This window comes from Streptomyces sp. NPDC027189 (assembly GCF_055566975.1).
Genome location: NZ_JBVHRI010000010.1, coordinates 65667 through 91106 on the forward strand (window position 1 = coordinate 65667; position 25440 = coordinate 91106).

The 25440-nt window shown below is 70.8% G+C and carries 22 protein-coding genes; 16 read left to right on the top strand and 6 right to left on the bottom strand.

Features of this window, described 5'->3' with window-relative positions; genetic code table 11:
- Nucleotides 1–228: 228 nt before the first annotated feature.
- The gene (locus tag ACZ4RZ_RS24265) at nucleotides 229–1125 is read right to left on the bottom strand and encodes a hypothetical protein (protein WP_467747483.1); all 897 of its coding nucleotides are present in this window, start codon (nucleotides 1123–1125) and stop codon (nucleotides 229–231) included.
- Between the two features lie 104 nt (nucleotides 1126–1229).
- Here ACZ4RZ_RS24265 and ggt point away from each other — a divergent pair, with 104 nt between their 5' ends.
- Together ggt and ACZ4RZ_RS24275 are read left to right on the top strand one after the other, a co-directional pair.
- Nucleotides 1230–3029, top strand: coding sequence for a gamma-glutamyltransferase (gene ggt, locus ACZ4RZ_RS24270; RefSeq protein ID WP_467747484.1), 1800 nt, complete (start codon nucleotides 1230–1232; stop codon nucleotides 3027–3029).
- A gap of 84 nt (nucleotides 3030–3113) precedes the next feature.
- Nucleotides 3114–3566: a DUF4240 domain-containing protein gene (locus tag ACZ4RZ_RS24275; RefSeq protein WP_467747486.1), complete on the top strand. Its 453-nt coding sequence runs from the start codon at nucleotides 3114–3116 to the stop codon at nucleotides 3564–3566.
- Between the two features lie 15 nt (nucleotides 3567–3581).
- Here ACZ4RZ_RS24275 and map read toward each other — a convergent pair whose 3' ends face one another.
- Nucleotides 3582–4349 carry a type I methionyl aminopeptidase gene (gene map / locus ACZ4RZ_RS24280; protein WP_467747487.1) on the bottom strand — a complete coding sequence of 256 codons (768 nt, stop codon included), beginning with the start codon at nucleotides 4347–4349 and terminating at the stop codon, nucleotides 3582–3584.
- A 32-nt stretch (nucleotides 4350–4381) separates the two neighbouring features.
- Here map and ACZ4RZ_RS24285 point away from each other — a divergent pair, with 32 nt between their 5' ends.
- The 9 genes from ACZ4RZ_RS24285 (at nucleotide 4382) to ACZ4RZ_RS24325 (ending at nucleotide 15550) form a co-directional block, all read left to right on the top strand.
- Nucleotides 4382–4636, top strand: a complete 255-nt coding sequence (locus ACZ4RZ_RS24285; RefSeq protein ID WP_467747488.1) for a helix-turn-helix domain-containing protein — start codon at nucleotides 4382–4384, stop codon at nucleotides 4634–4636.
- A 199-nt stretch (nucleotides 4637–4835) separates the two neighbouring features.
- Nucleotides 4836–6437, top strand: coding sequence for a hypothetical protein (locus ACZ4RZ_RS24290; protein WP_467747489.1), 1602 nt, complete (start codon nucleotides 4836–4838; stop codon nucleotides 6435–6437).
- A gap of 160 nt (nucleotides 6438–6597) precedes the next feature.
- A complete protein-coding gene (locus ACZ4RZ_RS24295) occupies nucleotides 6598–7440 on the top strand; it encodes a nitrilase-related carbon-nitrogen hydrolase (RefSeq protein ID WP_467747491.1) in 843 nt (280 codons plus the stop codon).
- A gap of 29 nt (nucleotides 7441–7469) precedes the next feature.
- A complete protein-coding gene (locus ACZ4RZ_RS24300; protein ID WP_467747810.1) occupies nucleotides 7470–8720 on the top strand; it encodes an aspartate aminotransferase family protein in 1251 nt (416 codons plus the stop codon).
- A 26-nt stretch (nucleotides 8721–8746) separates the two neighbouring features.
- Nucleotides 8747–10303 carry a PucR family transcriptional regulator gene (locus ACZ4RZ_RS24305; protein WP_467747492.1) on the top strand — a complete coding sequence of 519 codons (1557 nt, stop codon included), beginning with the start codon at nucleotides 8747–8749 and terminating at the stop codon, nucleotides 10301–10303.
- A gap of 145 nt (nucleotides 10304–10448) precedes the next feature.
- Nucleotides 10449–11291 (top strand): nitrilase-related carbon-nitrogen hydrolase, encoded by an 843-nt coding sequence (locus tag ACZ4RZ_RS24310; protein WP_467747493.1) that lies wholly within the window; start codon nucleotides 10449–10451, stop codon nucleotides 11289–11291.
- A 141-nt stretch (nucleotides 11292–11432) separates the two neighbouring features.
- A complete protein-coding gene (hydA, locus tag ACZ4RZ_RS24315) occupies nucleotides 11433–12833 on the top strand; it encodes a dihydropyrimidinase (protein WP_467747495.1) in 1401 nt (466 codons plus the stop codon).
- 18 nt (nucleotides 12834–12851) lie between these two features.
- A complete protein-coding gene (locus ACZ4RZ_RS24320) occupies nucleotides 12852–13871 on the top strand; it encodes a TIGR03842 family LLM class F420-dependent oxidoreductase (protein ID WP_467747497.1) in 1020 nt (339 codons plus the stop codon).
- A 152-nt stretch (nucleotides 13872–14023) separates the two neighbouring features.
- On the top strand, nucleotides 14024–15550 hold the full coding sequence (locus ACZ4RZ_RS24325) for an NCS1 family nucleobase:cation symporter-1 (protein ID WP_467747499.1): 1527 nt from the start codon (nucleotides 14024–14026) through the stop codon (nucleotides 15548–15550).
- Nucleotides 15551–15622: 72 nt separating this feature from the next.
- Here ACZ4RZ_RS24325 and ACZ4RZ_RS24330 read toward each other — a convergent pair whose 3' ends face one another.
- The 3 genes from ACZ4RZ_RS24330 to ACZ4RZ_RS24340 form a co-directional block, all read right to left on the bottom strand.
- Entirely contained in the window at nucleotides 15623–16288 is a 666-nt protein-coding gene (locus ACZ4RZ_RS24330; RefSeq protein WP_467747500.1) for a hypothetical protein, read from the bottom strand.
- A 142-nt stretch (nucleotides 16289–16430) separates the two neighbouring features.
- Entirely contained in the window at nucleotides 16431–17267 is an 837-nt protein-coding gene (locus tag ACZ4RZ_RS24335; protein WP_467747501.1) for a class I SAM-dependent methyltransferase, read from the bottom strand.
- Nucleotides 17264–18265: a carboxymuconolactone decarboxylase family protein gene (locus tag ACZ4RZ_RS24340; RefSeq protein WP_467747503.1), complete on the bottom strand. Its 1002-nt coding sequence runs from the start codon at nucleotides 18263–18265 to the stop codon at nucleotides 17264–17266. The genes ACZ4RZ_RS24335 and ACZ4RZ_RS24340 overlap by 4 nt, the downstream gene beginning before the upstream one ends.
- A gap of 440 nt (nucleotides 18266–18705) precedes the next feature.
- Here ACZ4RZ_RS24340 and ACZ4RZ_RS24345 point away from each other — a divergent pair, with 440 nt between their 5' ends.
- From ACZ4RZ_RS24345 to ACZ4RZ_RS24355, 3 genes are read left to right on the top strand one after another with little or no spacing between them, the layout of a single operon-like run.
- Nucleotides 18706–19818 (top strand): sensor histidine kinase, encoded by a 1113-nt coding sequence (locus ACZ4RZ_RS24345; protein ID WP_467747504.1) that lies wholly within the window; start codon nucleotides 18706–18708, stop codon nucleotides 19816–19818.
- Nucleotides 19815–20483: a response regulator gene (locus ACZ4RZ_RS24350; protein WP_467747505.1), complete on the top strand. Its 669-nt coding sequence runs from the start codon at nucleotides 19815–19817 to the stop codon at nucleotides 20481–20483. Before ACZ4RZ_RS24345 ends, ACZ4RZ_RS24350 begins: the two co-directional genes overlap by 4 nt.
- Before the next feature lie 34 nt (nucleotides 20484–20517).
- Entirely contained in the window at nucleotides 20518–21150 is a 633-nt protein-coding gene (locus tag ACZ4RZ_RS24355) for a DUF4232 domain-containing protein (RefSeq protein WP_467747507.1), read from the top strand.
- Nucleotides 21151–21180: 30 nt separating this feature from the next.
- Here the strand turns inward: ACZ4RZ_RS24355 and ACZ4RZ_RS24360 are convergent, their stop codons facing one another.
- The gene (locus ACZ4RZ_RS24360) at nucleotides 21181–22299 is read right to left on the bottom strand and encodes a lipoate--protein ligase family protein (RefSeq protein ID WP_467747812.1); all 1119 of its coding nucleotides are present in this window, start codon (nucleotides 22297–22299) and stop codon (nucleotides 21181–21183) included.
- Nucleotides 22300–22477: 178 nt separating this feature from the next.
- Here ACZ4RZ_RS24360 and ACZ4RZ_RS24365 point away from each other — a divergent pair, with 178 nt between their 5' ends.
- Nucleotides 22478–24298 carry a gamma-glutamyltransferase family protein gene (locus ACZ4RZ_RS24365; protein WP_467747508.1) on the top strand — a complete coding sequence of 607 codons (1821 nt, stop codon included), beginning with the start codon at nucleotides 22478–22480 and terminating at the stop codon, nucleotides 24296–24298.
- 151 nt (nucleotides 24299–24449) lie between these two features.
- Nucleotides 24450–25295 carry an inositol monophosphatase family protein gene (locus ACZ4RZ_RS24370; protein WP_467747510.1) on the top strand — a complete coding sequence of 282 codons (846 nt, stop codon included), beginning with the start codon at nucleotides 24450–24452 and terminating at the stop codon, nucleotides 25293–25295.
- Nucleotides 25296–25440 lie beyond the last annotated feature (145 nt).

The window sequence follows — 25440 nt, forward strand, 5'->3', positions numbered from 1 at the left end:
CCTCACTCGTGTCAGCGCAAAGTGACCCGACGGTAACCTCGGTCGCTTACCGGAAGTAACCCGTCGGTAAGTTACGTGCGGGTAACGATTGTTGAGGTGTTCATTTAGTGAGTGAAGAGACGCCGATCGGTGCGCCGTGACGCGCTGAAGTACTCATTTCGTGCGCAAGTCGAACTGTTCGTTCCAGTGAGTTGCCCTCTGCTCCTCAGGTCGCGTTCGTACGGGACGTCATGAAGTCGCGCGATGCGAACTGCGCGGGGGCGCGGGTGTGGGCAGCGGGGTCTGGGCGGCCCGGGTGACGTCCGCGACGAGTTCGACGACGTCGGGCCCGTACGCCTGGGAGTTCACGACCTTCAGGAGCAGGACGAAGGACTTGTCGCCGTGCTTGCGCGCGAGACGTTCGTGATTGCGGGCGAGATAGCGGGTCGCCGCCTGGTTGGTGATCGCGCGCTGGCCGCAGAAGAGGAAGACGGGCCGGGTCAGGCCGGGCTGCCCGGCCGTGAGCCGTGCCAGCAGTACGTACTCGGTCAGGCCGGGCTCCATGCGGTAGCGCTCGCTGCCGATCTGGAACGCCAATCGATCCGGGCCCGGTTCGGGGTCGGTGTTCACGCGCACCCCGGGCAGCATGGCGTCCATATGGGCAGCCATACGCCGATTCGACCCCGGGCCGCCGACGCAGAACTCCGTCCGCTCGCCGAAGCCCTGCCGGGCCCGATCCGGGCCCGGTTCGGGGTCGGTGTTCACGCGCACCCCGGGCAGCATGGCGTCCATATGGGCAGCCATACGCCGATTCGACCCCGGGCCGCCGACGCAGAACTCCGTCCGCTCGCCGAAGCCCTGCCGGGCCGCGTCCTGGGTGATCACCTCGGCGTGCGCGCCGCAGTCCTTGATGAGCGCGGAGAGTTCAAGGAGTGCGAACACGTCGTGGCGGTGCACTGCGAGGTCGGTGCTGCCGGCGTCGCGGTTGACGACGAGCAGCGACTCGGAGTTGTCCGGCAGCCCGAAGAACGCCTGTTTGCGGCGGAGCTTGCGCCTCCACAAATACGTACGGGCGAGCCAGCCGAGCGCGGCACTGATGCCGGCGGCGGCCACGCCGAGGACGATGTTGCGCACGTCGTCATTCATGGGCGCGCATGTTAGCGGGCTTGCGGACCGGTGTTCGAGGGGGTCCTGACGCGGGCATGGCAGTGCAGTTACGCTGCGCGGACGGCTGTTGACTGGAGGTACGGATGCGTCGCCCTCTTGCGCGGAATCTGGCGGTCTTGGCGGTTTCGGCCGCGGTGGTGTCGGTCGGCGCGGCGGCGCCGCCGTCTTCCACCGGCGCTTCAGTTGAGAAGGTCCCGGTCGCCGTCGGCTACGGCGGCGCCGTGGCGAGCGTCGACGCGGACGCCTCCGCGGCCGGGATCGAGGTCCTGAAGAAGGGCGGCAACGCCGTGGACGCGGCGGTCGCCACCGCGGCGGCCCTCGGCGTCACCGAGCCCTACTCGTCCGGCATCGGCGGAGGAGGCTACTTCGTCTACTACGACGCCAAGTCGCGTACGGTGCACACGATCGACGGCCGCGAGACGGCGCCCTTGACGGCCGACTCCGGGTTGTTCCTGGAGAACGGCAAGCCGCTCGCCTTCGCGGACGCCGTCACCAGCGGGCTGAGCGTGGGTACGCCGGGCACGCCCGCCACCTGGCAGACGGCTCTCGACGAGTGGGGCAGCAGGCAGCTGGGCAGCGTGCTGAAGCCCGCCGAGCGCATCGCCCGCGACGGATTCACGGTCGACGCGACCTTCCGCTCGCAGACCGAGTCCAATCAGTCCCGCTTCAAGAACTTCCCGGACACCGCCGAGCTGTTCCTGCCGGGCGGCGCGCTTCCGGTCGTCGGCTCGACGTTCAAGAACCCCGATCTGGCGCGTACGTACGAGGAGCTGGGCAAGGAGGGCGTCGACGCGATCTACGACGGCGACCTCGGCCAGGAGATCGTCGACACCGTGAACAAGCCGCCGGTGGGTCCGAGCTCGGGCTACAACGCGCGCCCGGGCAAGCTGTCCCTGGAGGACCTGGCGGAGTACGAGGCGAAGCAGCAGGCGCCGACCCGGACCACGTACCGCGGTCTGAAGGTCTACTCGATCGCGCCCTCCTCCTCGGGCGGTACCACGGTCGGCGAGGCGCTCAACATCCTTGAGAAGAGCGACCTTTCGAAGGCGAGCGAGGCGCAGTACCTGCACCGCTACATCGAGGCGAGCCGGATCGCGTTCGCGGACCGGGGCCGTTGGGTGGGCGACCCGGCCTTCGAGGACGTACCGACCAAGGGACTTCTGTCGCAGAAGTACGCGGACTCGCGGGAATGTCTGATCAAGGACGACGCGGTGCTGACGAGCCCGCTGGCGCCGGGTGATCCGAGCGACCCGGCGGCCTGCTCCACCGCCGGAACGGCCGCCCCGACGACGTACGAGGGCGAGAACACCACACACCTGACGGTGGCCGACAAGTGGGGCAACGTCGTCGCGTACACGCTGACCATCGAGCAGACCGGCGGCAGCGGCATCACGGTCCCGGGCCGCGGCTTCATCCTCAACAACGAGCTGACGGACTTCTCCTTCACACCCGCGAGCCCGGACGTCCACGACCCGAACCTGCCCGGTCCCGGCAAGCGGCCGCGCTCGTCCATCTCACCGACGATCGTGCTCGACCGCGCCGACCGGCCCGTGGTGGCGCTCGGTTCGCCGGGCGGCGCGACCATCGTCACGACCGTGCTGCAGACGCTCACGGAGTTCCTGGACCGAAGGCTGCCCCTGGTGGACGCGATCGCAGCCCCCCGCGCCAGCCAGCGCAACCAGACCACCACCGAACTCGAACCGGCCCTGTGGAACAGCCCTCTGAAGGCCCAACTGGAGTCCATCGGCCACGCCTTCCGCCAAAACCCGGAAATCGGCGCTGCGACCGGCGTCCAACGCCTCCCGAACGGCAAGTGGCTCGCCGCCGCGGAGAAGGTGCGGCGCGGAGGTGGCTCCGCGATGGTGGTGCGGCCCGCGTCATAGCGGTCAGCAGCCGTGCGGGCAGCGTTCTGGCAGGTCAGGGCGCTGCCCGCCCGACTGTCAGTGCCGTGCGCCATCCTTGCGGGCATGAACGAGAGCGCCTTCTGGCGGCTGATCGAGCAGTGTCGGCCCGCGGCACCCGACCCTGATGGGGCCGGGCTTGCCGCAGGCCTGATCGGCATGCTCGTCGCTTGCCCGCTGCATGCGGCCATCGGCTTCGCCGAGCAGCTGTCGTGGGCCCTGTACCGGTTGGACCGCTGGCAGTTCGGGGTGCAGCCGAAGGGCCGGGAGCTGTCTGGGGACCAGTTCCTCTACACGCGTGCCGCCGTCGTCGCCGCGGGGCGCGCCGAGTACGAACGAGTGCTGATCGACCCCTCCCGCTTCATTCCGTACGCGGCCGGCCCTGCGTCGGCCGAGAGCCTGCTCTACGTGCCGGACGAGGCCTACGAGCGAATATCGGGCGAGGAGTGGGACCGGCGGACCCGCTACGACTTCGAGTCGTACTCCAACGCGAAGGGCTGGTTGGGCGCACCGAGATAGCGAGCGTGTGGGGAGTCAGCGCGCCGTCAGGATGCGTGGCCCCGCCTCGGTGATGGCCACTGTGTGCTCGGTGTGGGCCGCGCGGGAGCCGTCGTTCGTGCGGAGGGTCCAGCCGTCGGGCGCCGCGTGGTAGCCGTTGGTGCCGCCGCCGATGAGCATGGGCTCGATGGCGAGGACCATGCCGTGGCGGAGGGGGAGGCCGCGTCCGGGACGGCCCTCGTTCGGGACGGACGGGTCCTCGTGCATGCGGCGGCCCACGCCGTGGCCGCCGAAGCCGTCGGGGATGCCGTACCCCGCCGAGCGGCACACCGTGCCGATGGCGTGCGCGATGTCGCCGATGCGGTTGCCGACGGCGGCGGCCTCGATGCCGGCCGCGAGGGCCCGCTCCGCGGTCTCGATCAGGCGTACGTCGGCGGCGCGCGGCCTCCCGACGATGAAGCTGATCGCCGAGTCGCCCACCCAGCCGCCCAGTTCGGCGCCGAAGTCGATGGAGACCAGGTCGCCGTCGCGCAGCCGGTAGCCGTCCGGGATGCCATGCACGATCGCGTTGTTCACGGAGGCGCAGATGACCGCGGGGAAGGGGGTGGGTGCGAAGGAGGGGCGGTAGCCGAGGAACGGGGAGCTCGCGCCCGCATCCCGCAGGACCTGGTGCGCCACCTCGTCCAGCTCCAGGAGTGAGACGCCGACGCCGGCCGCTTCCCGTACCGCCGTGAGTGCCCTGCCCACGACCTGGCCCGCCGCGTACATCTCGTCGATCGATGTGTCCGTCTTCAGTTCCACCATGCCAATTACTATACCGGTATTAGAATGGTGGCATGGTGCGCACCCCCCTGACCCCCGAAGAGCGCGAACGCGGCGAGCGGCTCGGCCGGTTGCTGCGCGACGCCCGCGGTGACCGCAGCATGGCGGAGGTCGCGGCGGTCGCCGGGATCTCCGCCGAGACGCTGCGCAAGATCGAGACCGGGCGGGCGCCCACCCCCGCCTTCTTCACGGTGGCGGCGCTGGCGCGGGCGCTCGGGCTGTCGATGGACGACCTCGTGGTGCGGTGCGCGTTGGCCCGCGTGGCGTGAGATGAGGTCCGGTCGCCGACCAACGGGCGGGGGAGGCGAGTAGGGTCTCCTGACAGCTGCGTCCCTGGAGGGCCGCACACCGGTGTCATCCATCCCGGAGGTCTCTGCGTCCGGCCCGAAAACTCCCTGTAGCCGTCCCGTAACACGGCTGGTGTTTTCTACCGGACCGGAGCACTCCAGTCGGGCGGGGAGTCGTGTGATGGCTGTAGAACAACTCCCGGGTCAAGTGCGGGAGTTCGCAAGGTACCTGAACGAGCTGATGGAACGGCTCGATCAGGGCGGCGGCTGGTGCGGAGTGTTCTGGCAGCGCGATCCCGACGGCATGCGGGCCTGCCTGGACGGCTGGGAAGTCCCGCCCTGGGACGTCGTGGAGGCGCTCCTCCAGGACCTCGCCGTGGAGTACGGCGACCGGGCCGCCGCCCAGGAGACCGAGCGGGCCCGCGCCCTGCACGGCGCCTCGCTCGCCGCATACGACGCCCGGCCCGGAGGCCGCGACGCCCTCGGCGACCGCCTCGACGTGATGCTCCGCGAACAGCGCTACGCGGTCGAGCGCCAGGCCGAGCTGGGCCGGCTGCTCCACTCGGCCCGCTCCCAGGAGGAGGTCGAGTCGATACGGCTCGACCTCGCCTGGGCCCACGACGACCACGAACGCGCCACGGCCCGCTGCACCGAGCTCCGCCACCGCATGGCGAACCTCGACCGCCGTCTCCAGCACACCCACGGGCAGGGCGCACTGGACTTCACGGCCGGGCCCGCCGGGGACGTGTTCCGGGTACGGCAGCCCGAGGGCGGGGTGAATGCGGAGGGTCGTCCCACCGCTTGGCGGGGTCCTGGTGAAGGCGCCACCCCAGGGCCGTCGTCCCCCCACCACCGTTCGACCATTCCCGAGCAGACCGGCCCTCGCTCCCCGCTCGCCGACCCGGCCGTGCCGGAGCGCAGCGCCGCACGCTCCCCCTTCGCGGACCAGGCGTCGCCGGACCGTCCGGCGGCCCCACGTCGCGACGCGTACGCCCCCGACGCACAGGGCGACCACGAACGGCCCCCGGCCCGGGCCCCGGAGCCGACCCCCGCCACCCCCAAGCAACGCTCCAAGCGCCGCCCCCGAGGCAGCGCCCGCTTCGCCGGAATGATGGAGCCGGAGGCGGCCCCCATGGTCGTACCGGAGGTGTCACCGCCCGCCCCGGCCGCCCGCGGCGGCCGTACCCCCCGAGGCGCCCGCTTCGCGGGAGCGGCCGAGGAGCCCGCCCAGCCGCGCATGGAGCCGCAGGACGACGGCGCGCGGCGGGCCACCGCCGAGACCGTCGAGACGCTGATACGGCTGCGGAGCGAGGGCAGGAGCGGCGAGGCGCACGCCGTCCTCGTCGAGGCCGCGTACTGGCCCGCCGGCCGCTTCCCGCTGCTCGCCGCGGAGCTGCACCGCGCGGGCCTGGACGCCGACTGGGCCACCCTGCTGTGGGAGGCGGCCTCGCTCCCCGCCGACCGGCTGGTCGCCGCCGCGGACGCGCTGGTCGCGGCGGGCCGGACGGCCGACGGGCAGCAGATGCTGCGCCAGGGCGTCGCCCGGCCCGCGCCGGAGATCGGGGCCGCCGTGCTGGGCCTCGCCGAGGAGGGGCGCCGGCGCGAAATCGACGCGCTGCTCGGCGCGTACGTCCGCGTGCGCACCCCGGAGGAAGCGGCCCGCAGCGTGGAAGCGGACCCGCAGCGGCTCGTGCCGCTCCTCCTGGAGGCCGCCCGGGGCGTCTCGGACGAGCGCCACTGGGACCTCGTACACGCTCTGCGGGTCGCAGGCTTCACCGCGTGACCGGATCCGTGACTCACCCACAGGAGTGCGAAACGTGATCGACTCAGCGGGTTAACGACGATGGTCTTGGCAAGGCTCTCCGGTGGGCTTACTTTCGAGCCTCTACACCCTTTGTCTACGGGCGTAGAGGCTCTCTGACGTCCCGTCGAAGGAGCAGCTCATGGCCAACGTCGTACGTGCCGCTCTGGTCCAGGCCACCTGGACAGGCGACACCGCATCCATGGTCGCCAAGCACGAGGAACACGCCCGCGAGGCGGCCCGGCAGGGCGCCAAGGTCATCGGATTCCAGGAAGTCTTCAACGCTCCCTATTTCTGCCAGGTCCAGGAGCCCGAGCACTACCGCTGGGCGGAGCACGTGCCCGACGGGCCCACCGTCACCCGGATGCGGGAGCTCGCCCGCGAGACCGGCATGGTCATCGTCGTGCCCGTCTTCGAGGTGGAGCAGTCCGGCTTCTACTTCAACACCGCGGCCGTGATCGACGCCGACGGCACGTACCTCGGCAAGTACCGCAAGCATCACATCCCCCAGGTGAAGGGCTTCTGGGAGAAGTACTACTTCAAACCGGGGAACCTGGGCTGGCCCGTCTTCGACACCGCCGTCGGCAGGATCGGCGTGTACATCTGCTACGACCGCCACTTCCCGGAGGGTTGGCGACAGCTCGGCCTGAACGGCGCCCAGCTCGTCTACAACCCGTCCGCCACCTCCCGCGGCCTGTCCGCCTACCTCTGGCAGCTGGAGCAGCCCGCCGCGGCCGTCGCCAACGAGTACTTCATCGCGGCGATCAACCGTGTGGGCGAGGAGGAGTACGGGGACAACGACTTCTACGGGACGTCGTACTTCGTCGACCCGCGCGGGCAGTTCGTGGGGGAGACGGCGAGCGACAAGGCCGAGGAACTCCTCGTCCGCGACCTCGACTTCGACCTGATCGAGGAAGTCCGGCAGCAGTGGGCGTTCTACCGCGACCGCCGACCCGACGCGTACGACGGGCTGGTGCAGCCGTGACCGACCTGTACGCGCGCCACAAGGCCGTCATGCCCGACTGGCTCGCCCTCTACTACGAGGACCCGATCGAGATCACCCATGGCGAGGGCCGGCACGTCTGGGACGCCAAGGGCAACAGGTACCTCGACTTCTTCGGCGGCATTCTCACCACGATGACCGCGCACGCGCTGCCCGAGGTGACGAAGGCCGTCAGCGAGCAGGCCGGGCGGATCATCCACTCCTCGACGCTCTACCTCAACCGTCCGATGGTCGACCTCGCCGAGCGGATCGCCCAGCTCTCCGGCATCCCGGACGCGCGCGTCTTCTTCACCACCTCCGGCACCGAGGCCAACGACACGGCCCTGCTGCTCGCCACCGCCTACCGGCAGAGCAACCAGATCCTGGCGATGCGCAACAGCTACCACGGCCGCTCGTTCAGCGCGGTCGGCATCACCGGCAACAAGGGCTGGTCGCCGACCTCCCTCTCGCCGCTCCAGACGCTGTACGTCCACGGTGGCGTCCGCACGCGCGGCCCGTACGCCGATCTCGGCGACGCCGAGTTCATCGCGGCCTGTGTCGATGACCTGAAGGACCTGCTCGGCCACATCCGCCCGCCCGCGGCCCTGATCGCCGAACCCATCCAGGGCGTCGGTGGCTTCACCACGCCGCCCGACGGCCTGTACGCGGCCTTCCGCGAGGTCCTGGACGAGCGCGGCATCCTCTGGATCGCCGACGAGGTGCAGACCGGCTGGGGCCGCACGGGCGAGCACTTCTGGGGCTGGCAGGCGCACGCCGCGGCGGGCCCGCCGGACATGTTGACCTTCGCCAAGGGCATCGGCAACGGTATGTCCATCGGCGGCGTCGTCGCCCGCGCCGAGATCATGAACTGTCTCGACTCCAACTCCATCTCCACCTTCGGCGGCTCGCCGGTCACGATGGCGGCGGGGCTCGCGAACCTCACGTACCTCCTCGAACACGACCTGCAGGGCAACGCCCGGCGCGTCGGCGGTCTGCTCATCGAGCGGCTGAGGGCGGTCGCCGCGCAGCTCGACGGCGTCCGGGAGGTGCGCGGGCGCGGCCTGATGATCGGCGTCGAGCTGGTCAAGCCCGGCACCGACGAGGCGAACCCGGAGGGTGCCACGGCCGTGCAGGAAGCGGCCCGCGAAGAAGGCCTGTTGATCGGCAAGGGCGGCGGTCACAACACCAGCGTGCTGCGCATCGCACCGCCGCTGTCCCTCACCGTGGCGGAGGCGGAGGAGGGCGCGGCGATTCTCGAGCGCGCGCTGAGGTGTACCCAGTAAGAGAACCTGAGCAAGGGAACGTCGCCATGACCACCGCCCTGGAACCCGCCCTGTCGGTACGCCAGGTCCTCACCCTGGACCGGGTGCTCGCCGGAGAGCCCGAGGTGGTGGCCGGCGCGGGCCATCTCGACCGGCCCGTGCGCTGGGTGCACGTCGCCGAGGCCGCCGACGTGGGCGTGATGCTCAGTGGCGGCGAAATGGTGCTCACCACCGGGGTGTTGCTCGCCGGCGACCCCGACGCACAGGCCGAGTACATCCGCTCGCTGCACCGCGCGGAGGCCGCGGCCGTCGTCCTCGGACTCGGCCGCGCCTTCCCGGCGCCGCCGGAGGTGATGCGCCGGGCGGCCGAGCGCTGCGGGCTGCCCATGGTGGTGCTCCACCGGCCTTTCCCCTTCGCAGAGTTGACGGAGGAGGTCCAGTCCAGGCTGGTCAGAAGCAAGTTCGCGGCCGTGAGTCTGTCCGAGGCCGTACGGACAGCGCTCACCGGACTCATCACGGCGGGCGCCCCGCTGCAGCGGATGCTCGACGAGATCGCCGGGCACGCCGCCTGCCCCGTCGTCGTCACCAACCTCGCCCACCGGGTCCTCGCCACGGCGGGGGAGCGGTCCGCCGTCGACGACGTGCTGCGCGACTGGGAGCGCATCGCCCGGCAGGCGGGCGGCAGCGAGGGCGACGGCTGGATCCGCGCCGAGCTGGGCGGGCGCGGCGAGCGCTGGGGCCGCATCGTGCTGTGCGGATACCGCGGCGACGGCGCGACCGGTCGGCTGCTCGCCGACCGGGCCGCCGAGTCCCTGGTCCTGCACCGGATGCTCGGCGGTTCCGCGCTCACCTGGGAGGAGGAGTCCGCGCAGAGCCTGCTGACCGACCTCGTGAGCGGTGTCGTACCGGCCCGGCAGCTGCTGCCGAGGGCGCGCGCGGCCGGGCTGCCCGTCAACCGGCGGGCGTTCGTGCCGCTGGTGGTGCGGGACGGTGACCCGGCCCAACTGGACCGTGTGCTGCGCCTGTTGGGACTTCCCGGACTCGTCGCCGAGCTGGCCGACGGGGCCACCGCCGTGCTGCTCAGCCTTGCTCGTGACCAGGACGGGGAGGCGCTGGCCGCGCACTTCGCGCTGCGGCTGCGCCACGAGAGCGGCGCCCGTACGACGGTGGCCGCGGCCTCTCTCCGTACCGCCTGGGACGACGTCCCCGCCGGCCTGCGCGAGGCCCTGCACGTCGCCGAGGCCGCCGCCGACGCACCCGTCGACCAGGACCAGCCGGAGCTCGTACGCCTGCGGGACGTGCATCTGCGGGGTCTGGTCAGGCTGTTGCGGGACGATCCGCACGTCCAGTCCTTCGCCGAGCGGGAGTTGGACGGCCTGCTGTGCGGTGCTGACGCCGAGTCGGAGCTGCTGCCCGTGCTGCGGACGTATCTCGCGACCGGCCGCAACAAGTCGCGCACCGCGCAACTCCACCACGTCAGCAGGCCCGCCCTGTACCGGCGTCTGGAGGCCATAGAGGCCCGTCTCGGCGTCGACCTCGACGACTTCGAGCAGGCGGCATCCGTACACATCGCGCTGCTCGCGCACGACGCGCAACAACGGTGAAACACCGGACGACACAGGTGAAACATGGGACGACGCGGGGGTGACACCGTGGAACGGCACAGCGCTCCAGACGTGACACGGTGCAACTCAAACCCGCTCCACGGGCTTTCTAGGCTCCTCGCACACCGAGCGACCGGAGGTCCCGATGAGCAGAGTGATCCGCGCCGCCGTCTTCCAGACCGCATGGACCGGCGACAAGGAATCGATGATCCAGGTCCACGAGCAGGCGGCCCGCGACGCGGCCGCGCAGGGCGCCCAAGTCCTGTGCTTCCAGGAGCTGTTCTACGGACCCTACTTCTGCCAGGTCCAGGACAAGGCGTTCTACGAGTACGCCGAGCAGATCCCCGAAGGCCCGATCGTCCGGCGCTTCCAGGCACTGGCCAAGGAACTCGGCATCGTCCTCGTCCTGCCGATGTACGAGGAGGAACAGCCCGGCGTCCTCTACAACACGGCCGCCGTGATCGACGCGGACGGCTCGTACCTCGGCAAGTACCGCAAGCACCACATCCCGCAGGTCGAGGGCTTCTGGGAGAAGTTCTACTTCCGTCCGGGCAACGCCGACTGGCCGGTCTTCGACACCGCAGTCGGGAAGATCGGCGTCTACATCTGCTACGACCGCCACTTCCCGGAGGGCTGGCGTGCGCTGGGTCTCGCGGGTGCCGAGATCGTATTCAATCCGTCGGCCACCTCACGCGGTCTGTCCTCCTACATCTGGCAGCTGGAGCAGCCGGCGGCGGCCGTCGCCAACGAGTACTTCGTGGGCGCGATCAACCGCGTGGGCGTGGAGGAGCTCGGCTCCAACGACTTCTACGGGACGTCGTACTTCGTCGACCCGGAGGCCCAGTTCGTCGGGGAGGTGGCGAGCGACAAGGAGACCGAACTCGTCGTCCGCGACCTCGACATGGCCAAACTGCGCGAGGTACGCGATCGCTGGCAGTTCTACCGGGACCGCCGTCCCGACGCGTACGAGCCGCTGACCGCCCCCTGACCGTCGTCCCGCGCCGTCCGCGGGCCCGGTCATGGGGCCGGGCCCGCGGCACCGTCTTCCTTATAAGGAAACAGCGTTGACCTCAGTTTTCAACAGGAGCGGGATTCCCTCAGTGCACGCACGACCGGAAGGAGAGGGAGCATGAGCCGTACCGTCATCCGTGGTGGCCTCGTCATCACCGCGTCCGACGAGATCCACGCCGACGTCCTGATCGAGGACGGCCGGATCGCGGCTCTCGCCGCGACCGGCACCCCGGCGGCCGAGTCGTGGACAGCCGAGCGGGCCATAGACGCCACCGGCAAGTACGTCATCCCGGGCGGCGTCGACGCCCACACCCATATGGAGCTGCCGTTCGGCGGCACCTTCGCCTCAGACACCTTCGAGACGGGCACGCGGGCCGCGGCCTGGGGCGGCACCACCACCATCATCGACTTCGCGGTGCAGAGCGTCGGCCACTCGCTGCGCGAGGGCCTGGACGCCTGGAACGCCAAGGCCGACGGCAAGTGCGCCATCGACTATGCCTTCCACATGATCGTCTCCGACGTGAACCAGGAGACGCTCAAGGAGATGGACCTGCTGGTCGAGGAGGGCGTCACCTCCTTCAAGCAGTTCATGGCCTACCCCGGCGTCTTCTACAGCGACGACGGCCAGATCCTGCGCGCCATGCAGCGCTCCGCCGAGAACGGCGGTCTGATCATGATGCACGCCGAGAACGGCATCGCGATCGACGTGCTGGTCGAGCAGGCGCTCGCCCGTGGCGAGACCGATCCCCGCTATCACGGGGAGGTCCGCAAGGCACTGCTCGAAGCCGAGGCCACCCACCGCGCCATCAAGCTCGCGCAGGTCGCGGGCGCCCCGCTGTACGTCGTGCACGTCTCGGCGCAGGAGGCAGTCGCCGAGCTGGCACGGGCGCGCGACGAGGGTCTGAACGTCTTTGGCGAGACCTGCCCGCAGTACCTGTTCCTGTCCACCGACAACCTGGCCGAGCCCGACTTCGAGGGCGCGAAGTACGTCTGCAGTACGCCCCTTCGCCCCAAGGACCACCAGGCGGCGCTGTGGCGCGGACTGCGCACGAACGACCTCCAGGTCGTCTCCACCGACCACTGCCCCTTCTGCTTCGTGGGCCAGAAGGAGCTCGGCCGCGGCGACTTCTCGAAGATCCCCAACGGCCTTCCGGGCGTCGAGAACCGCATGGACCTGCTCCATCAGGCCGTCGTCGACGGGCACCTCTCGCGTCGCCGCTGGATCGAGATCGCCTGCGCGACCCCGGCCCGGATGTTCGGCCTGTATCCGAAGAAGGGCACCATCGCGCCCGGCGCCGACGCCGACATCGTCATCTATGACCCGCATGCCGAGCAGGTCATGTCGGTCGAGACGCACCACATGAACGTCGACTACTCGGCGTACGAGGGAAAGCGCGTCACCGGCCGTGTCGAGTCCGTGCTCTCGCGCGGCGAACTGGTCATCACCGAGCGGGAGTTCACCGGACGCGCGGGCCACGGCGTCTACACCCCCCGCTCCACCTGTCAGTACCTTCTCTGATCGACTAGGAGTGGCGCCATGGACTTCGGACTCGTGCTGCAGACCGACCCCCCTGCCTCCCGCGTCATCGACCTGATGAAGCGGGCCGAGGGCAACGGTTTCACCTACGGCTGGACCTTCGACTCCGCCGTGCTGTGGCAGGAACCGTTTGTGATCTACAGTCAGATTCTCGCGAACACCGAGAAGTTGACGGTCGGCCCGATGGTCACCAACCCGGGCACCCGCACCTGGGAGGTCACCGCCTCCACCTTCGCGACGCTCAACGACATGTACGGCAACCGCACGGTGTGCGGCATCGGGCGCGGCGACTCGGCGATGCGCGTCGCCGGCCGCAAGCCCAACACGCTCGCCCGGATCAGCGGCGCGATGAAGGTGATCCGGGCGCTCGGGCGGGGCGACGAGGCCGACCTCGGCGGCACCGTCATCAAGTTCCCGTGGGTCAAGCCCGGCGCCGAACTCCCGGTCTGGATGGCCGCGTACGGCCCGAAGGCGCTGAAAATGACCGGTGAGGAGGCCGACGGCTTCATCCTGCAGCTCGCGGATCTGTACCTGACCGAGTACATGGTCAAGGCCGTGAAGAACGCCGCCGTCGAGGCCGGACGCGACCCCTCCGACGTCAAGATCTGCGTCGCCGCGCCCGCGTACATCACCGAGGACGACTCGCCGGAGGCGCTCGCCCACGCACGTGAGCAGTGCCGCTGGTTCGGCGGCATGGTCGGCAACCACGTCGCCGACCTCGTCTCCAAGTACGGCGAGCACTCCGCCGCCGTACCCGACGAACTCACCGACTACATCAAGGCCCGTGAGGGCTACGACTACTCCCACCACGGGCGCGCCGACAACCCCGACACCGCGTTCGTGCCTGACGAGATCGTCGACCGGTTCTGCCTGATCGGCACGGCCGAGCGGCACATCGAGAAGCTGAACGCGCTGCGCGAACTCGGCGTCGACCAGTTCGCGGTGTACGACATGCACGACGCGCAGGAAGCCACCATCGACGCCTACGGGTCGACGGTCATCCCGGCCATCAACCGCTGACCGCGCCAAGCCCAGCCCCACCGCGGCTCCCGCTCCCTCCCCGAACGTCCCCTTCCCGCCGTCCCGGGAAGGGGACCGGCCGCACCCGCACCTCCCCCCACGGCGTCACCCGCACGGCCTTTCCCGTCACTCCTCATCTGATTGGCCTGCCCATGACCGAGACCGTCCCCCCGGACAGCCCACCCGCCGCTCAAGTCACGCTCGCCGACGGACGCGTGGAGATAGCCCCCGACGCGCCCGCGCCGAGCGGCCCCTACGCCAACGAGGACCTGCTGCCGGTCCCGGTCGAGAAGCGCACCTGGACCACGTACAACTTCTCGGCGCTGTGGGTCGGCATGGCCCACAACACCGCTTCCTGGACGCTGGCCTCCGGTCTGATAGCCGTCGGCATGGACTGGAAGCAGGCCGTCTTCACCATCGCCCTGGCCAACCTGATCGTGCTGGTCCCGATGCTGCTCACCGGGCACGCCGGACCCAAGTACGGCATCCCCTTCCCCGTCTTCGCCCGCGCCTCCTTCGGCGTCCGCGGCGCCAACCTCCCCGCCGTCGTACGGGCGTTGGTGGCCTGCGGCTGGTTCGGCATCCAGACCTGGATCGGCGGCGAGGCGATCTACTTCCTCGCCGGAAAGCTCTTCGGCGACGGCTGGAAGAACGCCTCCGAGGTCGGCGGCTACGCCTGGACCATGTGGCTGTCGTTCGCGCTCTTCTGGGTGCTCCAGGTCGCCATCATCTACCGGGGCATGGAGACGATCCGCCGCTTCGAGAACTGGGCGGCGCCCTTCGTGCTCATCGGCGCCGGCGTGATGCTGTGGTGGATGAGCAGCAAGGCGGGCGGCTTCGGCCCGCTGCTCGACCAGCCCTCCAAGCTGGGCTGGGGCGGCGACTTCTGGAAGCTGTTCTGGCCCTCGCTCATGGGCATGATCGGCTTCTGGTCCACGCTGTCGCTGAACATCCCGGACTTCACCCGCTACGGAAAGAGCCAGAAGGCGCAGACCTGGGGCCAGGCGCTCGGTCTGCCCACCACGATGACGCTCTTCGCCTTCCTGTCGGTCATGGTCACCTCGGGCTCGCAGGCCGTGTACGGCAAGGCGATCTGGGACCCGGTCCAGCTGGCCGCCAAGACCGACAACGTCTTCGGCCTCCTCTACGCGCTGGTCACCGTGCTGGTCGCGACCCTGTCCGTGAACATCGCGGCCAACCTGGTCTCGCCGGCCTTCGACTTCTCCAACATCGCGCCCCGGAAGATCAATTTCCGCACCGGTGCCCTCGCCACCTGCGTCCTCGGCGTGCTGATCTTCCCCTGGAAGCTGTACTCCGACCCGCAGGGGTACATCTTCACCTGGCTCGGTCTGGTCGGTGGTCTGCTCGGCACGGTCGCGGGCATCCTCATCGCCGACTACTGGATCCTGCGCCGCACCAAGCTAGACCTCGCCGACCTGTACCGCACGGGAGGCCGCTACTGGTACGACGGTGGCTGGAACTGGCGGGCCGTCGTCGCCTTCGTCACCGGCGGCGTCCTGGCCATCGGCGGCGCCGACTTCCATCCGCTGATCGATGGCCGGCCCATCCCGGCACTAAAGTCGCTGGCCGACTACGGGTGGGCGGTCGGACTCGGTACGTCGATGGTTCTGTACGTGGTGCTGATGCTGCTGCGGGGCAAGGAGAAGGCCACTGTCTGACATACCCGACTTAGGTGCCCTTGGGTAGAGCCGACCGCTTCGTCCGGGTCGGCTCTACTGCGTTCCGCCGGGCTATTGCCGGCTTTTCTCCAGCGCGGCCACCGCGTCCTTGGCGGCCTTGATGGCGCCCTTGTTGATCTCGTCCGTACCCGGCGCTTTCTTCGTCTCGAAGTCACTGCCGTTGTACGTGATGACGACCAGCGCGTTGGACACGCGGGCCATCACCACTCCCTCGCGCGTCTGCTGCTTGTCCTCGGTGGTGAGATTCACGACGGAGTAGGCCGTGTCGCCGAGTCCGGGGACCGCCCCGCCGCCGCTCTTGTCCGCCACGCGCTGCTTATATGACTTCTCTGCCGCTTCGTCCGTCTCCTTGATCTCGTACGAGACGTCGAGCCAGCGGTAGTCGAACCCCTTCAGCGCGTTCCAGGAGCAGGTGCGACGCACCGACTTGTCGGTCGAGGCGATCTCCTGCCCGGCCGTCTTGGCGCCCGGGACCAGGGATTTGACCGTCGCCTCCGCCACGCCGCCGCAGGGCGCGGGCGACGCGGTGTACGTCTTGGTGGCCGCGGACGTCGATGGCGCGGATGGCGTATCGGTTGTCTTTTGCGTGGGTTTGTGCTCGGCGGCGGTGGGGGTCGCCGCGAACGGACCGGACGTCAGGGCCCAGCCCGCCGAGGCGAGCACGGCGACCGGCAGCAGGCGCGCGGTGAGAGCGAGCGGCAGAGGAAGAGAACGCAAGGCGCACTTCTCGTGGGGGACGGTGCGGAGGGGTCCGCACTGCGGACGGGACGCCAGTGTCACATGAGTCCCTGTGGGGCGGAAGTGCAAACTCGCTCCGTGCCTGTGCGGTGACAGTGGCTCACGGTTGACGGGGCGTGGGTCATCGCGCGGCATCCTTGGTGGTCGCCCTCGCTGTCACCAGCCACACCGCGGCCCGCAGGCGGACGCCGCGATCCGTCTCGTACGGGCGCAGGGTGTCCTCCAAAGCCGCGCGCGTGTCGGCGGCGACCGTCCGCCCCGGCGTGCGGGAGAGGATGAATTCGACCGCGTCCGAGGCGTCGCGACCCCACACCGTCTGCGTCTCGACGGGGGTCACGGTCACGTCGTCGTACCCGCTCAGCACCTCGCGGATCCGTGTTGGGTCGGACAGTGACGCCATAGCGACCTGCGCGGCGACGGTGTCGGCGTCCGGCCCCTCCAGCAGCTCGCCGAACAGACTGAGGGCCCGCGACTCCTCGACATCCGGCCCGGCCGGCCGCGGACAAACGAACGCGAGTCGCCCTCCCGGCCGCAATGCCCTCGCCAGATTCCGGAAGGCGGCCGCGTGGTCCGCGAAGAACATCACGCCGCCCCGGCTGATGACCACGTCGTAGCCGGCGGGCGGGAATTGGTGGATCTGCGCGTCGGCAAGCTCGTACGCGACGTTAGGGACGCCCTCGGTGGCGGTGATCGCCCGTGCCCTGTCGAGCAGGGGCGCCGAGATGTCAACCCCCACGGCATGTCCGCTCGCGGCCAGCCGGGCGGCGATTCGCGTGGTCGCTCCGGCTCCGCAGCCGACGTCGAGGACGCGGTCGCCCGCCGCGATGGCCGCGCCCGCGAACAGCGCGTCGTTCACGCCCGACACCATCGCGTCATAACGCTTCTGGTGAGTGGCCCAATGGGTGCCGACGGGGCCGTTCCAGGCCTGTGCCTGAACGGTGTTGGCGGTGCGGGTCACGAGGTCTCCTTGGCGGTGCGGACGGGAAGGGCGCTCTCGATGCGGTCGACGGCGGCGAACGCGCCGTACGCCACGAGGTGCACGAGGCAGTGGTCGGTGTGGATCGGTTTGCGCCAGGCCGTCACGTCCTCGTCCGTGATGCGGTACGGGGCGAGGGCGGCCAGCAGCGCGAGACGCGCGCCGGGGCGGGAACGGTCCGGGAGCTCGTCCCAAGCGAGCGGCGGATGGGTGCCGTCCCACGCCTGGAGCGTTTCCCGTACGAGGTTGCGGTCGTCCTCGTCCAGGAGTCCCGCTCCGGCGGTGGCGGCGTCGCGCAGTGCGGCGTAGGCCGGGCCGACGGTGGTTCCTTGCGCCCAGCCCGGCCCGGGACCCGGGTCGTCGAGGAGCGCCAAGCCCGCCCCGGCAGGGGGACGTCGGCGCACCGTCCTGGCGACGGACCGTCCCGCGAGACTCCGGACGGCCCGGAAGCGCTGGACGTTGCCCGGCAGCAGATTCTCGGTCAGCAGGGCCGACACGATCCGGTTGATGAAGTGGAAGGAGAGGACGGTGCCGATGTAGGCGGGGGCGTGGGCGCCGGGGAAGGGGTACGGCGTCAACTCGGCCGCCCCAGGGGTCCGGCTCGCCCTGCCCCACGCCAGCACGCGCGCGTGCCGCTCGTCGGCAGGGGTCTCACCGCGCACCATGGCTTCGGCGAGGGAGTGGTCCCCGGTGGCATGCAGCAACATCGTGTGCGCGTCCACGCAGAACGGACACCGATTGGCTTGGGACGCCCCCAGCGCCGCGAGCTCCTTCCCGGTCCTGTCCCCGTCGCCCGCGATGAGCGACTCGCGCATCAACGCCCAGGCGGCGGCCATGATTTCGGGCGCGGAGGAGAGCACGACGAAGGTGACCGCGCGCTCGATTCCGAAGTCTTCGGCGAGTTGGGCGTAGACGGCCGCGGTGACGCCGGTAGCGGATTTGGGCGGGGGCGGGGTGGTGTGGCGGAAGGGGTTGGACATGGGGTGCCTCCGGGGTGCTGTGGGTGGTTGTTCAGCGCTGTGGGCTGTGGGCTGTGGGCTGTGGGCTGTGGGCTGTGGGCTGTCGGCGGTCGGTCGGCGGCTGTCGGTCGGCGGTGGGCGATTGGTGGCCGGCCGTCGGCCGCGCCCGTTGGCCGTCGAGTGCTGTGGGCGGTCGAGCGCTGTGGGCCGTCGCTCCGCAGGGCGATGGGGTCCCCTGCTCGAGCGGAGCCGAGACCTTGGGGAGGGTGGTCACAGCCGACAGCGCCGGGTGCCCTTGAAACCCTGGCCCAGGAGGGCACCCGCGGACGTCGTACACCCGAAGGCAATACCGGCTACCGCCACCGGGGCCGCGGGCAGCGCGACCTACTGCGCCGGGAGTACCCCGGCAGCCATCCACAGGTCTGACGCGGCTGTCGGCCCAGCCGCATAAGGTGCCGAACATGCAGCTGGACCAGGTCACCCGCAGGCGCCTGACCGACGCGACCCTCGCGATCGTGATCGGCGCCCTCGTCGTGACCGCGGCAGCCTTCGACGACGGCACGACCCCCGTCGACTACGCACTGATCGGCCTCGGCTCCCTGGCCCTCGCGGCCTATCGCAGGGCGCCGCGCGCGGTACTGGCGGCGAGCACGACCGCCACGACCGCGTACGTCGTCCACGCCCAACCCGGCTCCCTCTCCGCCCTCCCCGTCCTGGCCGCCGTACACACGGCAGCCCGCGCGGGCCACCGAGCCGTGGCGGCGCTGGCAAGTGCCGTGTTCCTGGCGGGATATGTGACCGTGGGCCCCACGACACAGGAGATCGTCGAGCGGACGCTCCTGCTCGCGGGCTGGTTCCTGTGCGCCGTGGTGACGGGCCTCGCCGACCGCAACTGGCAGGCATACCTGCGCCAGACGGAACAGCGCGCGCTGGAGGCGGAACGCACCCGCGAGGAGGCGGCACTGAGGCGCGCGGGCGAGGAACGGCTCCGGATCGCCCGGGAGTTGCACGACTCGCTCACGCACAGCATCTCGATCGTCAAGCTCCAGGCGGGCGTCGCCGTCCACCTCGCGCGCAAGCGTGGCGAGGAGGTGCCGCCCGCGCTGCTCGCCATCCAGGAGGCGGGCGGCGAGGCGATGCGCGAACTGCGCGCCACACTGGAGGTGCTGCGCACCGACGAGCCGGCCGGCACCCCCGCGCTTCTCGTGGAGCGAGCTCGCGCCGCAGGTCTCGCCGTGGATCTGAGGGTGACCGGCGAGGAACGCGCGCTCACGGCGACCGTGGACCGCGCCGCGTACCGGATCGTCCAGGAGGCCTTGACGAACGTCGCCCGGCACGCGGGCCCCGCCAAGGTCACCGTCGAACTCGATTACGCACCCTGCGAGTTGACGATCCGCGTGGACGACGACGGCGTCGCCCCGCCGGCCCGGCCGCCCAGACCCGGCATCGGCCTCACCGGCATGCGCGAACGGGTCACGGCCCTCGGTGGCACCCTGCAGGCCGGCCCGCGCGCGGAGGGCGGCTTCTCGGTGCGGGCCGAACTGCCCCTGGGCATACCGGAGGACGTGTCGTGATCAGGGTCGCGCTCGTCGACGACCAGGCCCTCATGCGGGCCGGTTTCCGCGCCCTGCTCGACGCCGAGGAAGGCATCGAGGTGGTGGGCGAGGCCGCCGACGGAGAGCAGGGGCTGGCTCTCGTGAGGGCCGAGGTGCCCGACGTCGCCCTCGTCGACGTACAAATGCCCGTGATGACGGGCATCGAGGCGACCCGCCGTATCGCCGCCGACCCCGAACTGTCCGGCGTGCGCGTCGTCATGCTCACCAACTACGGCCTGGACGAGTACGTCTTCGAGGCGCTGCGGGCCGGTGCCAGCGGCTTTCTGCTCAAGGACACCGAGCCCGCCGACCTGCTGCAGGCTATCGAGGTCGTCGCCCACGGAGAGGCGCTGCTGTCCCCGTCCGTGACGCGCACCCTGATCGGCGAGTTCGTCGCGCGGCCGCCGGACCGGGCCACCGCACCGGGCCTGGAGCACCTCACGCGCCGCGAACGCGAGGTCACCGCACTCGCCGCGCGCGGCCTCACCAACGAGGAGATCGCCGTGCACATGGTCATCAGCCCCTTCACGGCCAAGACGCACATCAGCCGGGCGATGACGAAGCTGGGCGCCCGCGACCGGGCCCAACTGGTCGTGTTCGCCTACGAGTCGGGCCTGGTGACGGCGCGCGGACACGCGGAGTGACAGCTTCCGCCAGGCCCCGTGCCATCATCGGCGCGTGATCGCGATACGCCTCGAGTGGACCCGCCCCGCCGCCCTCGCCTGCCTGTTGGCGCTGGCCACGAGCGGCTGCGGACTCTCCGCAGAACTGGACCGCGAGCGCAACCCCGAGCGCAGGCCCACCCCGACGCAGACCCGGGCCGCCCCGCCGCCCGCGACCGCCTCCGCCTCCGCGGCCCCCGAACCGTCACCGTCCGTTCCGGTCCAACAGGCGCGCGGCTGCCCGCCGTCCGGTGTGCGCATCGACGCCGGACGTGTCGACGCGGCCATGGGACTGCGCGGCATGACGCTCACCCTGACCAACTGCGGCAAGACGAGCCGCATGGTGAACGGCTACCCCTCCGTCCGTGTCCTCGACGAGACGGGCGCCCCGCTCACCGGCGTACACACCGTCGAGGGGACGGACCAGGTGTCCATGGCGCCGGACAGCCCCCGTCCCGAACCGTTCAAGCTCGCCCCGGGCGAGACCGCGCACGCGGTCCTGTACTGGCGGATGGCTGCCGAGGACGGCACGTACCTCCGCGTCGCCCCGGACAAGGGGCGCGACACTGTGAACATACGTCTTCAGGAGCCCCTCGACATCGGCCCGGAGAACACGCTCGGCACGACGGCCTGGACACCTCCGTCCTGAGCCCCTCAGGGCACACCCCCCGGCCGGGCGTTACGGCACCCGTGCCGTCCACTCCAGGGACCCGAACTTCGACCGCGCCAACTCCTCGGCCCGGCCCAGCTCCTCCGGTGTCACCTTGCCGTCCGCCAGCCCGTACCGGCCGCGGAACGAGTCGATCATCCGCTCGATGACCGCCTCGCGCGCGAGCCCCGTCTGCCGGCGCAGCGGATCCACCCGCTTCTTCGCACTCTTCGTGCCCTTGTCGGAGAGCTTCTCCCGGCCGATGCGCAGCACTTCGAGCATCTTGTCGGCGTCGATGTCGTACGACATGGTGACGTGGTGCAGCACGGCGCCGGGCCCTCCCGCCCGTCGCCCACCACCACCCTCGACCGAGGGCCCTGCGGGCCCGCCCCCGTCTGCGGACCCGACCACACGCTTCTGGGCGGCCCCCGCGATCTTGCCCTGGTCCGTGGCGATGTCGTTCAGCGGCTGGTACCAGGCCTTGATCCCCATGTCGCCGAGGGCGCCGAGCACCCAGTCGTCGAGATACGCGTAACTGTCCTGGAAGGAAAGTCCCTGGACGAGCGCCTCGGGCACGGAGAGCGAGTACGTGATGGTGTTGCCCGGCTCCACGAACATCGCGCCGCCGCCGGAGATCCGGCGCACGACCTCGATGCCGTGGCGCGCCGCGCCCCGCGGGTCGACCTCATTGCGCAGCGACTGGAAGCTGCCGATGATCACGGCCGGGGCGCCCCACTCCCACACGCGCAGCGTCGGCGGGCGCCGGCCCGCGGCGACCTCGGCGGTCAGCACCTCGTCCAGGGCCATGTGCAGCGCCGGGGACTGCGGGCCTTCGTGGATCAGCTGCCAGTCGTAGTCCGTCCAGTCGGTGGCGTGCGCGAGCGCCCGGCGCACCGCGATTCCGATGCCCTGCGAGGTCAGCCCGTACATGACCGTGCCCTCGGGCAGCGCGGCGTCGATGCGGGCGGCCAGGCCTGCCGCGTCGGTGTCGGCCGGGGCGCCGTTTAGCGCGTGGTCGACTGCATCCAGCGCCTCGTCCGGTTCGAGGAAGAAGTCACCCGCCACGCGCGCGTGGCGCAGCACCCCGCCCTCAACCTCCAGATCCACCACGACGAGCTTGCCGCCAGGGATCTTGTACTCACCGTGCACCGATCCGCCTCCGTTCCGTTCCACGAGGACCAACGTCCATCCCGGGCGAATGATTCCGATCATTCCGGTCCTTCCGGGCCGGGTCCGTGTGGTGCGGGGCTTCCGCTCTGCCGTCCCGTAAGCGCAAGTGTCATAGTCGGGGCCGAGGTTGATCGCTCCGCACGGCGAGGTGGCAGGCATGTTCACGACCCGACCGACGCTCCAGGGCACCTTCGGCATGGTGTCCTCCACGCACTGGCTCGCCTCGCAGTCGGCGATGGCCGTCCTGGAGGACGGCGGCAACGCGTACGACGCCGCCGTCGCCGCGGGATTCGTCCTGCACGTCGTCGAGCCCCACCTCAACGGACCCGCGGGCGAGGTCCCGATCATCCTCGCCCCGGTGGGCGGCGAGGTGCGGGTCCTGTGCGGACAGGGGGTCGCGCCCGCGGGAGCGACGATCGCCCACTACAGGGGGCTCGGCTTGGATCTCGTACCCGGCACCGGGCCGCTCGCAGCCGCCGTGCCGGGTGCGTTCGACGCCTGGATGCTCCTGCTGCGCGACCACGGAACCAAGCCGCTCGCCGACGTCCTCAAGTACGCCATCGGGTATGCCGAGGACGGACACGCGCCCGTGGAGCGCGTCGGCGAGACGGTCGAGACCGTGCGCGAGCTGTTCGAGACGGAGTGGACCTCGTCGGCGGAGGTGTATCTGCCGGGCGGCGAGGCGCCGAGCCCCGGCGAGCTGTTCCGCAATCCGGCCCTCGCCGCGACCTGGCGACGCCTTCTCGCCGAGGTCTCCGAAGAGACGGACCGCGTGGCTCAGATCGAGGCCGCCCGGAGGGTCTGGCGCTCCGGCTTCATCGCCGAGGCCCTGGTGCGTCAGGCCGGGCGGCCCACCATGGACACCACTGGCGAGCGACACACCGGCACCCTGACGGCCGCCGACCTGGCGGCCTGGTCCGCGGCCTACGAGGCACCGGCGACGTACGACTGGCGGGGCTGGACCCTGTGCAAGGCGGGCCCCTGGAGCCAGGGCCCGGTCCTCCTGCAGCAGCTGGCGCTGCTGCCGGCCGAGCTGCCGCGCTACGGCTCCGCCGACTACGTCCACCTCCTCGTCGAGGGCTGCAAGCTCGCCATGGCCGATCGCGAGGCCTGGTACGGGGACGCCGCCGAGGTACCGCTCGACGCGCTGCTCTCGGAGCCGTACAACGCCGCCCGCCGTGCGCTGGTCGCCGACAAGGCGTCGTACGAGCTGCGCCCCGGCAGCCCCGGAGGGCGCACTCCGCGGCTGAGCGAGCACGCGCGCGTGGTGGCCGCCGGGGAGCGGGGCTTCGATGCCCTGGCGGTACCGGGCGCCGGTGAACCGACCGTGGCCCGGAGGTCCCCGGAACCCGACGTGGCACCGGACGGCGGCACCCGGGGCGACACCTGCCACCTCGACGTCGTCGACCGCTGGGGCAACATGGTCGCCGCCACCCCGAGCGGGGGCTGGCTGCAGTCCAACCCGGTCGTGCCCGAGCTGGGCTTCCCGCTCGGCACCCGGCTTCAGATGGCCTGGCTGGAGGAGGGACTGCCCAACTCCCTGACGCCGGGTCGTCGCCCGCGCACCACGCTGACCCCCTCGCTGGCGCTGCGCGACGGCGTGCCGGTCATGGCGTTCGGCACCCCGGGCGGCGACCAGCAGGACCAGTGGCAGACGCACTTCTTCCTGGCGGTGGCACTGCGCTCCGAGGTGCGCGGCGGCCTCGACCTCCAGGGCGCGATCGACGCCCCGAACTGGCACAACGACAGCTTCCCCGGTTCCTTCTATCCCCGCGGCATGCGCCCCGGCAGCCTCACCGTCGAGTCCCGCATGGACGCGGCGGTCGTCGAGGAGCTGCGCCGCCGCGGCCACGACGTCCTGGTCGCCGACGCCTGGTCCGAGGGGCGGCTGTGCGCGGTCGCCCGGGACCCGCGGACGGGTGTGCTGTCGGCGGCGGCGAATCCGCGCGGGATGCAGGGGTACGCGGTCGGACGCTGATCTCCGACCGCCGGCATCGCAGCGGGCCCCCTGGGATCACTGATCCCGGAAGCCGGCATCGCTGACCTCCGATCCCTGGAATTCATGGCGATTCCACCCGGAGTACACCGGGCGGGTGGGGATTGTCAGTGGCGCGTGCTGTCATGGAGCCGTGATCGAAGACATCGAAACCATCGACGAGTTTCTCGCCCAGCGCACGTCCGACGTCGAAGAAGCAGTCCGCAAGGCGGCCGCCGCCGAGATCATGCCCCGCTTCAGGCAGCTCGCCGCGCACGAAATAGACCAGAAGTCCGGCCCGCACGACCTGGTGACTGACGCCGACCGCAAGGCCGAGGAGAACCTCACCGAGGCCCTCGCCAAACTGCTGCCCGGCTCGGTCGTGGTCGGCGAGGAAGCGGTGCACGCCAACCCGGCGACGTATGACGCCATACGCGGCACGGCGCCGGTCTGGATCGTCGACCCCGTCGATGGAACGCGGCAGTTCGTGCACGGCGATTCCGGCTTCTGCACGCTGGTCGCGCTGGCGCTGGACGGCGTCGTGCTCGCCTCCTGGACGTACGCTCCCGCGCGCGACGAGTTCGCCACGGCGATACGCGGCCGGGGCGCCGTGCTCGACGGCGTGCCGCTGCGCTCCGGCTCGCCCGAGCCGGGCCGCGACCTGGACATCGCCACGTCCCACCCCGACTACACCACGGACGAGCAGAAGCGCGCGCTCCTCGGCCTGTACGTCGAGGGAGTCGTCGCGCGCCCGTGCGGCTCGGCAGGGCTGGAGTATCTGGCCATCGCCCGCGGCGAGTTGGACGCCACCGCCTTCTCCTGGGAGGCCGCCTGGGACCACGCGGCGGGACTGCTGCTGGTCGAGGAGGCGGGCGGCGCGCACCTGACCCGCACGGGCGAGCCGTTCCGCGTGACCGGGGGCAACGCGCTGCCGTTCACGGCGGCCCGGGACGAGGCCACGGCCCGCCGGGTGGCGGCACTGCTGGCGGCCGGAGCCTGATCGAATGGCGGGCCGGGCCTGATCAAGAGATCCCGCGCCCGTTCCCAGGCGGGGTACGGCTCGTGCCCCGGCGAGGCCTCCGTTCTCAACCACCCGCGCCGCCAAGGCTGTCAGTCCTCCGGCATATCCTGATCCTCAGTGGCCG

Coding starts and splice junctions, on each gene's coding strand:
- ACZ4RZ_RS24325 (WP_467747499.1), top strand. CDS start 14,024: ATGACCGAGACCGTCCCCCCGGACAGCCCACCCGCCGCTCAAGTCACG.
- ACZ4RZ_RS24275 (WP_467747486.1), top strand. CDS start 3,114: ATGAACGAGAGCGCCTTCTGGCGGCTGATCGAGCAGTGTCGGCCCGCG.
- hydA (WP_467747495.1), top strand. CDS start 11,433: ATGAGCCGTACCGTCATCCGTGGTGGCCTCGTCATCACCGCGTCCGAC.
- ACZ4RZ_RS24295 (WP_467747491.1), top strand. CDS start 6,598: ATGGCCAACGTCGTACGTGCCGCTCTGGTCCAGGCCACCTGGACAGGC.
- ACZ4RZ_RS24345 (WP_467747504.1), top strand. CDS start 18,706: ATGCAGCTGGACCAGGTCACCCGCAGGCGCCTGACCGACGCGACCCTC.
- map (WP_467747487.1), bottom strand. CDS start 4,349: ATGGTGGAACTGAAGACGGACACATCGATCGACGAGATGTACGCGGCG.
- ACZ4RZ_RS24285 (WP_467747488.1), top strand. CDS start 4,382: ATGGTGCGCACCCCCCTGACCCCCGAAGAGCGCGAACGCGGCGAGCGG.
- ACZ4RZ_RS24300 (WP_467747810.1), top strand. CDS start 7,470: ATGCCCGACTGGCTCGCCCTCTACTACGAGGACCCGATCGAGATCACC.
- ACZ4RZ_RS24310 (WP_467747493.1), top strand. CDS start 10,449: ATGAGCAGAGTGATCCGCGCCGCCGTCTTCCAGACCGCATGGACCGGC.
- ACZ4RZ_RS24365 (WP_467747508.1), top strand. CDS start 22,478: ATGTTCACGACCCGACCGACGCTCCAGGGCACCTTCGGCATGGTGTCC.
- ACZ4RZ_RS24340 (WP_467747503.1), bottom strand. CDS start 18,265: ATGTCCAACCCCTTCCGCCACACCACCCCGCCCCCGCCCAAATCCGCT.
- ACZ4RZ_RS24265 (WP_467747483.1), bottom strand. CDS start 1,125: ATGAATGACGACGTGCGCAACATCGTCCTCGGCGTGGCCGCCGCCGGC.
- ACZ4RZ_RS24320 (WP_467747497.1), top strand. CDS start 12,852: ATGGACTTCGGACTCGTGCTGCAGACCGACCCCCCTGCCTCCCGCGTC.
- ggt (WP_467747484.1), top strand. CDS start 1,230: ATGCGTCGCCCTCTTGCGCGGAATCTGGCGGTCTTGGCGGTTTCGGCC.
- ACZ4RZ_RS24305 (WP_467747492.1), top strand. CDS start 8,747: ATGACCACCGCCCTGGAACCCGCCCTGTCGGTACGCCAGGTCCTCACC.
- ACZ4RZ_RS24290 (WP_467747489.1), top strand. CDS start 4,836: ATGGCTGTAGAACAACTCCCGGGTCAAGTGCGGGAGTTCGCAAGGTAC.